Here is a 13,532-nt window from a genome sequence, read left to right as displayed (position 1 = left end):
GTCGGCCTCACGAGAAGAGAATGGAGGAAAGCCGGCGCCGCGCGTCGATGGTGCGCGGATCGGTCGGGCCCATCGCCTCGAACAGCGTCACGAGGTGCTTGCGCGCCCCATCCTCGTTCCATTTGCGGTCGCGCCGCACGATGTCGAGAAGCTGGTCGATCGCGCCCTCGCGGTCGCCCGCGCCGTCGAGCGCCAGCGCATAGTCGAAGCGCGCCTGATGGTCCTTGGGATCCGCCTCGATCTTCGCCTTGGCGGCTTCGAGGCCGCTGGCCGCGGCCGCCGCCTGCTCGCGCAGCTTGAGCTCGGCCTCGACCGCGCGCACCGCCTCGTCGCCGGTGCCGTCGGGCCGCACGAGCTGCAGGGTCTGCTTCGCCCGCTCCAGATCGCCGCTTTTCAGATAGCAGCGCGCGAGCCCCGCCACCGCCTTGGGATGTCCCGGCTCGTCCTGCAGCACATGGGCGTAAGCCTGCGCCGCCTGGCCGACATCGCCCGCCGCGAAGGCTTCCTCCGCCATGGCGAGGACTTCCTCGGCATGATCGTGGCCGCCATGGCCGTCGCCGGCGAGGCCGGCGATGAACTGGCGCACCTGGCTTTCGGGAATGGCGCCCATGAAGCCGTCGACCGGCTGTCCGTCCTTGAACGCGAAGACTGCTGGAATGGACTGAATCCGAAGCTGCCGCGCGATCTCCTGGTTCTCGTCGATGTTCACCTTGACGAGCTTCACCGCGCCATTGGCCTCGGCGACGACCTTTTCCAGGATCGGGCCGAGCGTCTTGCACGGCCCGCACCACGGCGCCCAGAAATCGACGATCACCGGCACTTCGCGGCTCGCCGCGATCACGTCGGCCGCGAAGGTCTCGAGCCCGCTGTCCTTGATATGGGGGCTTGCCGGCGAAGGCGCCGCGCTGGCGGGCTTCACCGAGGTCACGGGCCTGCCGCTCGGTCCGATCAATGCCATGATGCTGACTTTCTCGCTCTGTCCCGCTCAAGATGGGCGCTCGGGTGGGGAAAGAAAAGGCCCCTGCGCCGCCTTGAAGCCGTCGCGTCCCGGTTCCACCATCGCACCGTCGAGGGAGCGTCGGATGCCGATTCGCTTTATATCTCTTTACCTTGCCGCCTGCCTGGCGCTGGCGGCGGGCGCCGCCTCGGCCGCCGGCCTGCCGCTGGCCAAGAAAACCCTCGCCTTCCGGAGCAAGGCGCTCGACATTTCGGTGCAATATCCGCAAACCGGCAACAAGGCCCTCGATGCCGTGCTGGCCGACTATGCCCGCGCGCAGGTTGCGGACTTCAAGAAATTCGAGCCCGATCTCGTCGCCGGCGAGCACCCGTTCACGCTCGACATCACCTATGACGTCGAACGCAATGACAGGACGATGTTCGGCGTCCTGTTCACCGAATTCGCCGATACCGGCGGGGCGCATCCCAACACCGATTTCGCCGCCTTCGACTTCCTGCTGCCGTCGGGCGAGCAGGTCTTCCTGCCGGAGATCGTGGACGGCGCGCGCGGCCTCAAGCGCGTCAGCGACCTCGCCATCGCCGAGCTCGTCCGGACCATCGGCGGTCCGGATTCGCTCACGACGAAAGAGGACATCGCAAGCGGCGCCGGCCCCGACGCGCTCAGCCTGAAATATTTCCTGTGGCTGCCGACCGCGCTGCACATCCACTTCCCGCCCTATCAGGTCGCGGCCTATGCCGCCGGCCCGCAGGAGGTCTCGATCCCGCTCGCGGCGCTCAAGGGCTATATCCGCCCCGACTGGCGCGCGCCGCAGCCCTCGTTCGACTGCAAGAAGGCGGCGACGCCGGTCGAGCACGCGCTGTGTTCCGACCTCGCCCTGTCGCGGCTCGACCGCGATGTCGCGGATCTCTATCGCAGCAAGCATGCGTCTTCGGACGCCGGCGCCAACGACCGGCTGCGCCAGGACCAGCGCGATTGGCTCGCCGCGCGCGGCAAGCTCTGCACCGGCGGGGCTCTCGTGCCCTGCCTGACGAAGCTCTATCGCGGCCGTCTGGTCGCGCTGAACAAGGCACCCGGCTGATGCATCTTTCCCGCCGCGATATTCTGGGCGGCGCCGCCGCGCTCACCGCCGCGCCGCTCGCGGCCCGCGCCGCGCCGGCGCCCGATCTCGACGTCGCCATCGTCGGCGGCGGCGCGGCCGGCGCCTATGCCGCCTGGCGGCTGCGGCGGGAGCGCCCGCATCTCAGCCTCCGCCTGTTCGAGGCATCGGAACGCATCGGTGGGCGCCTGCACTCCGTCGCCTTCCCGCAGGCGCCGCATCTCGTCGCCGAGGCCGGCGGCATGCGCTTCCTCGAAGCGCATGCCCATGTCGTCGGACTCGTCGCCGCTCTCGGCCTGCCGTCGCGCGGTTATCCGATCGACGAACCGGCAAACCGCATGATGCTGCGCGGCAAGAACGTTCCTCTCTCCGAGGTCGCCGCCGGCCGCGCGCGCTTTGCCTACCGCGTGCCGGACGCCGACCAGGGGCCGCATGCCGACTATTTCGCGCGCGCCATCGCCAAGGTGGTGCCGAACGCGACGCACATGACGCCGGCCGAGTGGCGGAAGCTGCGTGGCGGCTTTCGCTACAAGAACCGGCTGCTGCGCGACTGGCGGGGCAGGGACCTGCTGCTGCAGGGCATGACAGCAGAGGAGCTGGCGCTCGCGACCGATCGGTCCGGCTATGACGATTGGACCAGCGGCGAGAGCGGGCTCGACGAGCTCGATTATTTTTTCGTCCATGACGACGAGAGCAAGCCCTACCGCACCGTCGCCGGCGGCTATCAGCGCCTGCCGCTGACGCTGGCCGAGCAGGCGGCGAAAGCCGGCGCCGGCATCGCGACGAAGACGCGTCTCGTCGGCCTTGCGCCGGAAGGCGGACGCTACCGCCTCACGCTGCGCGACGCCGCGGGCCGGCAGACCGCGCTCACCGCCGCCCGCGTGATCCTCGCCCTGCCGCGCCGCGCGCTGGAGCGCATCGAGGATTTCCCGCAGGCGCGGTCCGACCGCCGTTTCGCCGATCTCATCGCCGCGGTGACGCCGATCCCCGCCTGCAAGAGTCTCCTGCTTTACAAGCATCCCTGGTGGCGCGACCACGGCATCGTCGAAGGCCGCTCGATCACCGACATGCCGGCGCGGCAATTCTACTGCCTGGGCTCCGAGACGACCCGGCTGCCGGGCGAGGACACCAACGGCTATGGCGTGCTGATGGCCTATAGCGACATGCACAATGTCGCGACCTGGCGCCATCTCGTGGCCAGGCCCGATCCGTCGGGCTTCACCAAGCTCGCCGGCGACGCCGCCCTGGCGCGCGAAGTCCACCGCGAGGCCGCGCTGGTGCTCGGCAAGACCGATGCGCTGCCGCTCGCCGCGGTGTTCCAGGACTGGAGCGTCGATCCCTATGGCGGCGGCTGGCATTATTTTGCGGTCGGCCATGACAGCCTGGCCGATTCCGCCGCGATGCTGAAGCCGCTGCCGGGCAGCGAACTCTATGTCTGCGGCGAGGCATATTCCCTGGCGCAAGGCTGGGTCGAAGGCGCGCTGGAACGCGCCGAGACGATGCTGCAAAGGCATTTCGGATTGAAGAAGCCGGGGTGGTTGCGAAGTTAAGCCCCGCTGTCATCCCCTTCCCTCGCGCGCGCAGCGCGCGCGAGGGAAGGGGACCCAGGCGCCGCATCGCGTATGGTCTCGGCATCTTGCACCGTCGCCAATCCGGCGACATCGCGCGCGCATTTTCCACCTCGGCGCGCTTACGCGCGCCTCGCCGCGGATGGCAATATTTAATTTACGCGAAGCCCGCCAGCCGCTCCTCCAGCCCTGCCTTCACCCTCGGCCAGTCGCTCGCCAGGATCGAGAAGTACACTGAATCCCGCCAATAGCCTTGCGGCATCCACATATGTCCGCGGAAGATGCCTTCCTCCGCCGCGCCCAGCTTCTTCAGCGCCGCACGCGATCGTGCGTTTCTGGAATCCGTCTTGAACTCGACCCGGTTCCATCCCTTCGCGAAGGCGTTTTGCAGCAGCAGGTATTTCGCTTCCGGGTTGACCGCGCTCGCCTGCGCCGCGGGCGCATACCAGGTCCAGCCGATCTCGACCCGCGCGTGCTCCGGCACGATCGCCAGATACGACGTCGAGCCGACGATCGCGTCGTCGGCCAGGCGCCGCACGGCATAGCTGATCATCGCGCCGCTCGCATTCTCCGCCGCGACCCCCGGCAGCCGCGAGGCGAGCCCGCCGCGCGTGTCCAACGGCATGTAGGTGAAGATGTCCGGCGCGCCCGCCGCCGCGATCAAACCCGCATGATGGCGCTCGCCCAGCGGCTCGAGCGCGATGAAGCGTCCCGTCAGCGTGGCGCCGCCCAGTGGTTCGACTCTTGGCACGGTGATTCTCCGGTCATTGGCGAGGCGTCATGCTCGCCGCCGCGCGCCGCGCGGGGTAGCGCGGCGCGCGAATGCCAGCCCTGCGTCCGCGACGATTTGTGACAATTTGCGTGACCCGCGCACCACAGGCCTGACTAATCCTCAGGCATTCCGCGGTGAACTTATTGACAATAATTTCGCAGGGCCGTCACGATGGCGACAAATACAATAACATTGGGACGGAACAACCGGGGGGCTTGCAACATGTTTGCGGCCACCGGGATTCTGGCCGTCTAAGGGGAATATCCATGATTTCGACTCGCCTGAAGTCCGTTTGCCGCGCCTCCAGCGCCATCGGCGCCCTTGTCTTTGCCAGTTCCGCCGCCGTGCCCGCCGCCGCCCAGCAGATCGAGACCGTCGTGGTGACGGTCGAGCGCCACGCCGAAAACCTCCAGGACGTTCCCGAATCGGTCGCGACCATTCCGCAGGATCAGCTCCATTCGCTGTTCGAGGCGGGCGCCGACATCCGCGCCATCGCGGGCCGCGTGCCGAGCCTCTACGCCGAATCCTCGAACGGCCGCGTCGCGCCGCGCTTCTACATCCGCGGCCTCGGCAATGCCGATTTCGATCTCGCCGCCTCGCAGCCCGTCTCGATCATCGAGGACAATGTGGTGGAAGAGAACGTCGTGCTGAAGAGCCAGCCGCTCTACGACATCGCCAGCGTCGAAGTCGACCGCGGCCCGCAGGGCACGCTGTTCGGCCGCAACACGACGGCCGGCATCGTGAAGTTCACGACCAACAAGCCGACCGACGAATTCACCGCCGACGCCTCGGCCTCCTATGGCGAGCTCGGCACCGCCAATGTCGAGGCGGCGATCGGCGGCGGCATCACCGACACTTTCTCGGTGCGCGCCAGCGGCCTCTACCAGCATCGCGACGACTACATCAGCAACGCCTTCCTGCACGTCAACGACGCGCTCGGCGGCTATGACGAACGCGCCGGCCGCATCCAGGCGCTGTGGAAGCCGACCGACGATCTGACCATCCTGGTCAACGTCCATGGCCGCTCGCTCGACGGCACGGCGGCGGTGTTCCGCGCCAATATCCTGACCAAGGGCAGCGACCACCTGAACGCCAACTACATCCCCGACACGGTGTTCTTCGACGGCGGCTTCGTCGATCCGAAGAACGAGAACCCGCAGAAATACGACGGCATCGGCGCCAGCACCGACATCGAATACGACTTCTACGACATGAAGCTGACCTCCACGACCGCCTATGAATCGACCCACGGCTTCAGCCGCGGCGACATCGACGGCGGCAATCCCGGCGGCCCGGGCTTCATCCCGTTCCAGTCCGACACCCAGGACGGCCTGACCTATCTGCACCAGTTCACCCAGGAGCTGCATCTGGCGACCGCCGATTCCGGTCCCCTGTTCTGGCAGGTCGGCGCCTTCTACTTCTCCACCAAGTACGAGGACGCGACCAACCCGTTCTTCGTGCCGACCACCTTCGTGCGCCAGTCCAACACCTCCTGGGCGGTGTTCGGCCAGTCGAGCTACGAGATTACCGACGACTTCAAGCTGACCGCCGGCGTGCGCTGGACTTCGGACTCCAAGGGCCTCACCGCCAACGGCCCGCTCACCGCGCCGATCGTGACGCCGGTGCAGCTCTCGGGCAGCAATGTGAGCTGGGACGTCAGCGGCCTCTACAAGCTGACCGACACGACCAATCTCTATGCCCGCATCGCCACCGGCTTCCGGGCGCCCTCGATCCAGGGCCGCAACCTGGCCTTCGGCACGGGCTTCTCGACGGCGCGGTCCGAGACGATCACGTCCTACGAGGCCGGCGTCAAAACGGTGCTGGACGACAACCGGCTCCGGCTGAACGTCGACGGCTTCACCTACTGGATCGCCCATATGCAGCTCACCGCGATCGGCGGCGCGTCCAACTCGGCCATCCTGCTCAACGCCCATGGCGGTCTCGCCTACGGCATCGAGGCGGACGCCGAATACACCCCGACCGAGAACTGGGCGTTCACCGCCGGCGCAAGCTGGAACCACACCGAGATCCACGATCCGTCGCTGACCGTCGGGGTCTGCGCGGCGTGCACCATCCTCAATCCGATGAGCGGCCTCGGCAACGCCTTCATCAACGGCAACCCGTTCCCGAACGCGCCGGAATTCTTCGGCAGCATGACGGCGCGCTACACCTATCCGCTCGACAGCGGCGCGCAGATCTACGCCTTCACCGACTGGTACCTGCAGGGCTACACGAACCTGTTCCTGTACCGCTCGGCCGAGTTCAAATCGAACGGCAATTACGAAGGCGGCCTGCGCATCGGCTATATCGAGCCGAACAAGCAATGGGAGGTCGCGGTCTACGCCCGCAACATCACCGACAAGGCGAACCTGCAGGGCGGCATCGACTTCGACAACCTGACCGGCTTCGTCAACGATCCCCGCGTGATCGGCGTCGAGCTGACCGGGCACCTGAACTAGTTTTCCTCCCCGCAAAGCGGGGAAGGTGGCGCGAAGCGACGCGAGGGGGGACGTCCGCTGCAACGGACCTCCCCCTTCGTCGTTCAGGCGCGGAACGTCGTCAGGCTCTTACCGGTATCTCGACGATCGTCGGCGCGTGTCCCGTCGCGCGCGCGAATTTCAGCAGATCCTCCGCCGTCACCGCCGTCGTGCGGTCGTTGCGCAGGGGATGGAAGTTCAAGGGCGCGAGCGCCAGCATCCCCGCATCCAGCACCAGCCGGACTTTGCCTTGCGCATCGTTCATCACCGCGAAGGGAGTCACCGATCCGGGCTCGATCCCGAGCGTCGCGATCAGAAGGTCGGGCGAACCGAACGAGAAGCGCGGGCTCGCCAGCGCCTTCGCCAGTGCGTTGAGGTCGACCTTGAGATCGTCGCGCAGCGTTACGAGCCACAGCCCGTCCTTCTTGTCCTTGAGGAACAGGTTCTTGGTGTGCCCGCCCGGCTGGCTGTCGTACAGCGCGGCCGCGTCCTCGACGGTGAACACCGGCGCGTGCGCGTAAGTCGTCCACGCGATGCCGAGGCCTTCGAAGCGCGCATAGAGCGCCGCCTCGCGTTCGTCGGGTGATGGTAGTCCGCTCATTTGCGTCTTCTTTCCCGCCCCCAAGGGGAGGGTAAGTCACGGCACCAGCCGCCGGATCCATTCCGGCAGCGCGAAGGACGCGGCATGGATGGCATCGTTGTAATAGTCCGTCTTGATGCGTGATTTCTTGTACGCGGCTGCCGCTTTGCGGATGCCGGTGGGCGTTCCGAGCCGCTTGGCGCCCTTGCACGCCCAGCTGAGCGCCATGAAGCCGCCGATATAGGTCGGCACGACGCTGAGATAGAGACCCGACTGTGGAAAGAATTCGGCGAGCTCCTCCAGCGCCTCGGTGATCTCCCAGGGCTGGTAGAACGGCACGCCGGTCTGGAACGTCGCGAAGCCGTTCCGCTTCAGGGCGCCCAGCACGCGGTCGTAGAAGGTCTCGCCGAACAGCGCCTTGCCGGGACCGACCGGATCGGGCCGGTCGGCGACGACGAGGTCGAAGCGGCCCTTGCTCGAAGGCCGCCCCAGATATTCGAACGCGTCGGCGATCTCGATCTTGAGCCGCCTGTCCTTGAACGCTTTAGCGTTGATCTGCGCAAAATGTTCCCGGCAGAGCTCCACCACGCGCCCGTCGATGTCCACGAGAACGACCTCTTTCACGGATTTGTGCTTCAGCGCCTCGTCGGCGATGGAGAGGTCGCCGCCGCCCACGATCATCACCCGCTCGACTTTGCCGTGCTCGAAGATCGGCAGATGCGTAAGCATTTCTGCGTAGGCGCTTTCGTCGCGCGTGGTGATCTGGACGATGTCGTCGAGCGTCATGACGCGTCCGTTGGCGACGCTGTCGAAGATGCGGATGCGCTGGAACTGGCTCTTTTCCTCGACGAGCGGCTTGCCCGCCAGCTCGATGGACTGCGCGTAACCCTTGTGGAGACGCTCCTTGAAACTGTTCGCCATGACTCTGCTCCGCGGGAAATGTGACAGCGTGACGGGAAGGAGAGTGCCTTCTAAGGCGCGCCGGAAACGGAGTCGAGAGCGCGTCGCCGCGCGTCGCGCGCGCCACGCGCCGGCAAAAACTTTACACTTGAGTGACAAAAGTTCTTGCATGCGGGGACGGCGTACCTATATTCCCCCTCAGTCTCCGAAAGGGGACTGAAGCGGCGCGACGGCGTTACCGTCCGCCGCTTTCTTCTTGAGACGCGTCCGGAAGTCCGTAAGGCCAAGGCGCAGGTGTCAACTCTTAACTGGGTAGGTGCCCGAAATGGCTAGACTCGAACTTGTTGCGGCGACCAAAGAAGCCAGGGCTCCCCGAGTCCGCACTTCCGCGAAGACCGTTCGTCCCCATGTTGCTCCCGTTGTGCCCGTCGCGGACAACGACGATCAGCAGAAGGATCACTTCATTACCCGCAATGGGCTGACCTATGCGGGCTCGCACCTGATCATCGACCTGTGGGAAGCGGAAGGCCTCGGCGACCGCGACCGTATCGAACAGGCGCTGATCGACGCGGTGAAGGAAGCGGGCGCAACCCTGCTTCATATTCACCTGCACACCTTCACCGATGGCGGCGGGATCTCCGGCGTCGCGGTGCTGGCCGAAAGCCACATCTCCGTCCATACCTGGCCGGAGAAGGGTTATGCGGCCTTCGACGTATTCATGTGCGGCGACGCCGAGCCTCGCAAGGCGATGGGCGTTTTCAAGCGGGCGTTCAATCCCGGCCGTATCGTGATCGGCGAACATAAGCGCGGCGTCGTCTAAGCTTCGCGGAATATCGTTAACCAAAGGGCGGAAACATCTGTTTCCGCCCTTTGTCATTGCGCCGATATTGTTCCGTTTCAGGGTTACTATCCGTGGGGCCCAAAGGGCCCCTCGTGGGAGTGGCGAGTGGCGGAGCGGTATGACGCGGCGATCATCGGCGCCGGCGCGGATGGGCTGGCGGCGGCCGCCTTGCTCGGCCGCGCCGGCCTGCGCGCCGTCGTGCTCGAGCGCCAGCCGCATCCCGGCGGGCTGCTCGCCACGCGGCAATTCCATCCCGGCTTCTTCGCCGCGCCCTTCGCCGACGACGTCGCGCCGATCGACGATGGGCTGTTCTGGTCGCTCGATCTGGCGCGCCACGGCGCCTGGGCGACGCCGCCCGCGCCGGCGATGGCGGTCTGGCCGGACAAGAGGGCGATCGCCGTGCCGCTGCGGGAGCTGGACGCCGCCGTCGGCGCGCGCCGCGCCGCGGCGCTGGCGCGGGCGCGGCTGCCCGCGCCGCCGCCGTCGTCGCGCTGGAATCCGTTCGCGAAAGAGGCGCGGGCGGACTGGCCGGCCGAAAGCTGGAACCATCGCGCGCTCGCCGATCTCCTGTCCGAATTCGCGCCCAGCGAAGAGCAGGCGGCGCTCGCCGCCGCCGGCGCGCTGGAGGGCCGCGCCGCCGATCCGCTCGCCGCCGGCACGGCGCTCCATCTGCTCGTCCGCCCGGCGGGCGGCGTGTGGCGCGGCGCGCTCGGCGGGCTCGGCACGGCCTTCGCGGCGGCGGCGCGCGAGGCGGGGGCCGAGATCGCCTGCGGCTTGGAGGTCAGCGATATCCGCTGTCACAAGGGCCGCGTCGCCGGCGTCGGCCATGCCGACGGCAGCGAGGTCGCGGCCCGCGCGGTGATCTCCACCCTCGATCTCAAGCGCACCTTCCTCTCCATGTTTCCGTGGAACGAACTGCCCAAGCCGGCGATCGGCCGGATCGCGCATTTCCGCACCGCCGGCTCCACCGCGCGCCTGCTCCTGGCGCTCGGCGAGCGGCCGGAGCGCCTGCCGCGCGGTCCGGTGCACGTCACGCCGGACATCCGCGGCCTGGTCGAAGCACACGCCGCCTGGCGCGGCGGCGTGTTGGCGGAGCGCCTGCCGGCGACGCTGCGCGTCTGCTCGGCGTCCGATCCGGCGCTGGCGCCGATCGGCGCGGCGACGCTGACGGCGACGATCGGCTGCGTCCCCTTTACGCCGTTCGACGGCGCCTGGACGCGGGAGAAGCGCGACCTGCTCGCCAGGCGCGTCTTCGCCGCCATCGAGGAGGTCCTGCCCGGCGTCCAGAAAAGCGTCCTGGGATTCGAGCTGCTGGTCCCGCCCGACCTGGAAGAAGCGCTGAGCGCCACCGCGGGCGATCCCTTGGGCGGCGAGATCGCGCCCGACCAGATGTTCGCCTTCCGGCCCGGCTTCGAGCGCGGCTGTCCGTACACGCCGGTCGACGGGCTCTATCTCGCCGGTCCGTCTTCCGCCGCCGGCCCGCTGGCGACCGGCAGCGCCGGCGCCATCGCCGCCGCGGCCCTGATCGCCGATCTGCGCGCGGGCAGGCTCGCATGAGCGAGGAATTCGACGCACTGGTGGTCGGCGGCGGGGTCGAGGGGCTGATCGCCGTCTCGCTCCTCGCCAAGGCGGGCCTGCGCGCGCAATTGCTGGAGCGCTCCGCGATCCTCTACGGCCATGCCGGCGCCGCGACGCTGAGCGCGCTCGATCCGCTCGTCGTCCGGGAGCTCAGGCTCGCCCGGCACGGCTTGAAGTTCGCGATGCGCGATCTCAGCCTCACCGCGCTGCGCCAGGGCGGCGCCAATGCGGTGATCGGCCGCGACCGCCACGCCACCGCCAGAAGCCTCGCCGCCCTCTCGCCGGCCGATGCGCTCGCCTATGCCGGCTTCCGCCGCGATCTCTTCGCGCTCGCCCGCGCGCTGCGCCCCTCCTGGTGGGAGGACAGGCCGGTGGCGGACACGCTCGCCGGCCTCAAGCCGCGTCCGCGCGCTCTGTTCGAACGCCTCAGCGTCTCCAGCGCCTGCGCTTTCGTCGCCGCCGCGTTCGAGTCGGATGCCCTGCGTGGCGCGCTCGTCTTCGCCGCGGCCGATTGCGGCGCCGCGCCGCCGGAAGCCGGCTCGGCGCTGGCGCTGCTCTGGGCCGCGTCGCAGGAGATGAGCGGCCTGCAAGGCGCGGTCGCCATCCCGGAGGGCGGCGTGGTCGGCCTGCTGCGCGCCCTGTCCGAGGCGGCGCAGGCCTCGGGCGCGGCGATCCGCACCGGCGCCGCCGTCGCGCGCCTCACGGTTGCCGGCGGCGCGGCGACCGGTGTCGAACTGGCGACCGGAGAGATCGTGACGGCGCCGCTGGTGCTGTCCGCGCTGTCGCGCCGCCGCACCCTGCTCGACCTGTTGCCGTCGGGCGAGGTCGGCCTCGGCGCGGCGCGCGCGCTCGGCCGTCCGACGGAAGCCTTCGGCGCGGCGACGCTCGTCTTCGCGCTGTCGCCCGGCTTCGACACCGGCCTCGCCGCCGGCACGCGCATGGTCATCGCCGAGCGGCTCGAGACCTACGAGACCGCGCTCGCCGCCATCCGCCTCGGCCTCGTCCCGCGCGAACCGGTGCTGGAGCTCGTGATGTTTCCAGCCGGACGCACCCTCACCGTGCGCGCCTGGCCCGTCGCGCCGTCTTACGACCGTAACGCTTTGGTGCGAACGGTGACGGCGATGATCGAGCGCCACGCGGCCGGCTTTGCCCAGGCGATAACGAATACCGATGTGCTGGAGCCGCCGGACGGCGAGCCCTTCGCCGTCGCGCGCCTGTTCGCCGGCGCGGCGGAGCGGATCGAGACGCCGGTGCGCGGCCTTCTGCTCTGCGGCATCGATGCCGAGCCCGCGCATGCGCTGTCCGGCCGCGCCGCGCGCCAGGCGGCCGGCATGGCCGTCGCACGGCACATCAGGGCGCGCCTCGCATGAGCCCCGTCCGCGCCACGCCCTTCCATGCCCGCGCCGCCGACGCCAACACCGGCAATCTGTGGATGCCGCGGGGCGGCTTCACGCTCGCTGCGGCCTATTCGGGCGCCGACGCCGAAGCCGCAGCCGCGCGCGTCGGCGTCGCGATGGCCGATATCTCCTGGCGCTGGCGCGTGCTGCTCGAAGGCGCGCGGGCGCGCGAGCTGGTGCAGCGGCTCTTCACCCGCGATCCGTCCGGCCTCGCACCCGGCCAGGCGCTGAAGGCGCTGTGGCTGAGCGACGGCGGCGGCGTGCGCGGCGCGGGCGTCGTCGCCCGCCAGGGCCGCCAGTCCTACCTTCTCGTCTCCGCGGCGCAGGACGCCGACTGGATCGCCGACGCCGCTGCGCGCTTCGGCGTCGCGTTCCGCGATGTGACGGAAGAGGAGGGCGGTCTCGCCATCGCCGGTCCCTATGCCGCCAGGCTGGTCGCCGCGCTCGGCCTCGATCCCGTGCTCGACCTGTCGGCCTTCCGCAAGGAGACCTGGAAGGGCCTCGACATCACCCTGTCGCGCTTCGGCGAATTGGGCGGCTACGAGATCTGGTGCGCCGCCGAGGATGCGCCGCTGGTCTGGGACCGCGTCGCGCGCGCCGGCGAGCCCTTCGCGATCCTGCCCGCCGGCCTGGACGCGATGGATGTGCTCGACATTGAAAGCGGCGTGCCCCGGCCCGGCCGCGATTATGACGGCGCGACCGACCCCAGCGCGGCCGAGCCGCTGGCCGGCGAGCTCCGCCTCGCCAAGCTGATCGACGCCGGACATGCCGGCTTCAACGGCGCCAAGGGCGCGCTCGCGGCCAAGCCGCGGCTCACTCTCACCGGTCTTGTCATCGACAGCGCCGTGCCCGCGCCGTTCACGCCGGTGATCGCCGGCGGCAAGGCGATCGGCCGCACCTTGTCCTCGTGCTATTCGCCGCTGCTGCGCCGCGCCATCGCGCTCGCGCAGATCGAGGAAGCCCACGCCGCGCCCGGCACCGCCGTCGAGGTCATGCTGCCCGCTTCGCGCCTCCTCCTGCCAACCGTGGCAGCAGCGCGCATCGCGGACTTGCCTTTCCTGGCGCCGCCCGATCCCATCGCGCCATGAAGCATGCCGGACCCCTGGCGCTCGACCGGCTCGAGCCCCTGCTCGAACAGCTCCGCCGCCACGGCGCGCTGAAGGAGAAATCGCGCGGCTGCTTCTATCTGGGCGGCAAGGGCTTCCTGCACTTTCACGAGCATGGCGACGGCGAGCTCTATGCCGATATCGGCCTCGGCGAGGATTTCGAGCGCCTGCCGGCCCTGACGAAAACCCAGCACAGGGCGATCCTCCGCCGGACCGCCCAGGCACTCGCCGACGGAAAACCGCCCAGGCCCCGTTGAAA

General features: G+C 68.9%; 12 protein-coding genes. 8 read left to right on the top strand and 4 right to left on the bottom strand.

Features of this window, described 5'->3' with window-relative positions; genetic code table 11:
• Positions 1-7: 7 nt before the first annotated feature.
• Entirely contained in the window at positions 8-958 is a 951-nt protein-coding gene (gene trxA / locus WDN01_11500; protein MEJ0026643.1) for a thioredoxin, read from the bottom strand.
• A gap of 124 nt (positions 959-1,082) precedes the next feature.
• Between trxA and WDN01_11495 the strand changes: the two genes are divergently transcribed.
• Positions 1,083-2,036 (top strand): DUF3298 domain-containing protein, encoded by a 954-nt coding sequence (locus WDN01_11495; protein MEJ0026642.1) that lies wholly within the window; start codon positions 1,083-1,085, stop codon positions 2,034-2,036.
• Positions 2,036-3,604 (top strand): FAD-dependent oxidoreductase, encoded by a 1,569-nt coding sequence (locus WDN01_11490; GenBank protein ID MEJ0026641.1) that lies wholly within the window; start codon positions 2,036-2,038, stop codon positions 3,602-3,604. Before WDN01_11495 ends, WDN01_11490 begins: the two co-directional genes overlap by 1 nt.
• Before the next feature lie 175 nt (positions 3,605-3,779).
• Here the strand turns inward: WDN01_11490 and WDN01_11485 are convergent, their stop codons facing one another.
• The gene (locus tag WDN01_11485) at positions 3,780-4,373 is read right to left on the bottom strand and encodes a GNAT family protein (GenBank protein ID MEJ0026640.1); all 594 of its coding nucleotides are present in this window, start codon (positions 4,371-4,373) and stop codon (positions 3,780-3,782) included.
• A 287-nt stretch (positions 4,374-4,660) separates the two neighbouring features.
• Between WDN01_11485 and WDN01_11480 the strand changes: the two genes are divergently transcribed.
• Positions 4,661-6,853, top strand: coding sequence for a TonB-dependent receptor (locus WDN01_11480; protein ID MEJ0026639.1), 2,193 nt, complete (start codon positions 4,661-4,663; stop codon positions 6,851-6,853).
• Positions 6,854-6,953: 100 nt separating this feature from the next.
• On the opposite strand, the gene WDN01_11475 is transcribed toward WDN01_11480, so the two are convergent.
• The gene (locus tag WDN01_11475; protein MEJ0026638.1) at positions 6,954-7,472 is read right to left on the bottom strand and encodes a prolyl-tRNA synthetase associated domain-containing protein; all 519 of its coding nucleotides are present in this window, start codon (positions 7,470-7,472) and stop codon (positions 6,954-6,956) included.
• Positions 7,473-7,508: 36 nt separating this feature from the next.
• Positions 7,509-8,372 (bottom strand): polyamine aminopropyltransferase, encoded by an 864-nt coding sequence (gene speE, locus WDN01_11470; GenBank protein MEJ0026637.1) that lies wholly within the window; start codon positions 8,370-8,372, stop codon positions 7,509-7,511.
• Positions 8,373-8,676: 304 nt separating this feature from the next.
• Here speE and speD point away from each other — a divergent pair, with 304 nt between their 5' ends.
• From speD to WDN01_11445, 5 genes are all read left to right on the top strand, one after another.
• Entirely contained in the window at positions 8,677-9,171 is a 495-nt protein-coding gene (gene speD / locus WDN01_11465) for an adenosylmethionine decarboxylase (GenBank protein MEJ0026636.1), read from the top strand.
• Between the two features lie 126 nt (positions 9,172-9,297).
• Positions 9,298-10,749: an FAD-dependent oxidoreductase gene (locus WDN01_11460; protein MEJ0026635.1), complete on the top strand. Its 1,452-nt coding sequence runs from the start codon at positions 9,298-9,300 to the stop codon at positions 10,747-10,749.
• Positions 10,746-12,140 carry an NAD(P)/FAD-dependent oxidoreductase gene (locus WDN01_11455; GenBank protein MEJ0026634.1) on the top strand — a complete coding sequence of 465 codons (1,395 nt, stop codon included), beginning with the start codon at positions 10,746-10,748 and terminating at the stop codon, positions 12,138-12,140. The genes WDN01_11460 and WDN01_11455 overlap by 4 nt, the downstream gene beginning before the upstream one ends.
• On the top strand, positions 12,137-13,255 hold the full coding sequence (locus WDN01_11450) for a glycine cleavage T C-terminal barrel domain-containing protein (protein MEJ0026633.1): 1,119 nt from the start codon (positions 12,137-12,139) through the stop codon (positions 13,253-13,255). Before WDN01_11455 ends, WDN01_11450 begins: the two co-directional genes overlap by 4 nt.
• Complete coding sequence (locus WDN01_11445) at positions 13,252-13,530, top strand: hypothetical protein (GenBank protein ID MEJ0026632.1); 279 nt, start codon at positions 13,252-13,254, stop codon at positions 13,528-13,530. Before WDN01_11450 ends, WDN01_11445 begins: the two co-directional genes overlap by 4 nt.
• The last annotated feature ends 2 nt before the right edge of the window (positions 13,531-13,532 follow it).

Origin of the sequence: Rhizomicrobium sp. (genome assembly GCA_037200985.1) — a bacterium.
Taxonomy (GTDB): Bacteria; Pseudomonadota; Alphaproteobacteria; order Micropepsales; family Micropepsaceae; genus Rhizomicrobium.
The sequence above is the reverse complement of the archived record's forward strand: the minus strand, read 5'-3'. Positions and strand labels throughout refer to the sequence as shown.

Coding starts and splice junctions, on each gene's coding strand:
- WDN01_11445 (MEJ0026632.1), top strand. CDS start 13,252: ATGAAGCATGCCGGACCCCTGGCGCTCGACCGGCTCGAGCCCCTGCTC.
- WDN01_11475 (MEJ0026638.1), bottom strand. CDS start 7,472: ATGAGCGGACTACCATCACCCGACGAACGCGAGGCGGCGCTCTATGCG.
- WDN01_11495 (MEJ0026642.1), top strand. CDS start 1,083: ATGCCGATTCGCTTTATATCTCTTTACCTTGCCGCCTGCCTGGCGCTG.
- speD (MEJ0026636.1), top strand. CDS start 8,677: ATGGCTAGACTCGAACTTGTTGCGGCGACCAAAGAAGCCAGGGCTCCC.
- WDN01_11480 (MEJ0026639.1), top strand. CDS start 4,661: ATGATTTCGACTCGCCTGAAGTCCGTTTGCCGCGCCTCCAGCGCCATC.
- WDN01_11455 (MEJ0026634.1), top strand. CDS start 10,746: ATGAGCGAGGAATTCGACGCACTGGTGGTCGGCGGCGGGGTCGAGGGG.
- speE (MEJ0026637.1), bottom strand. CDS start 8,372: ATGGCGAACAGTTTCAAGGAGCGTCTCCACAAGGGTTACGCGCAGTCC.
- trxA (MEJ0026643.1), bottom strand. CDS start 958: ATGGCATTGATCGGACCGAGCGGCAGGCCCGTGACCTCGGTGAAGCCC.
- WDN01_11490 (MEJ0026641.1), top strand. CDS start 2,036: ATGCATCTTTCCCGCCGCGATATTCTGGGCGGCGCCGCCGCGCTCACC.
- WDN01_11450 (MEJ0026633.1), top strand. CDS start 12,137: ATGAGCCCCGTCCGCGCCACGCCCTTCCATGCCCGCGCCGCCGACGCC.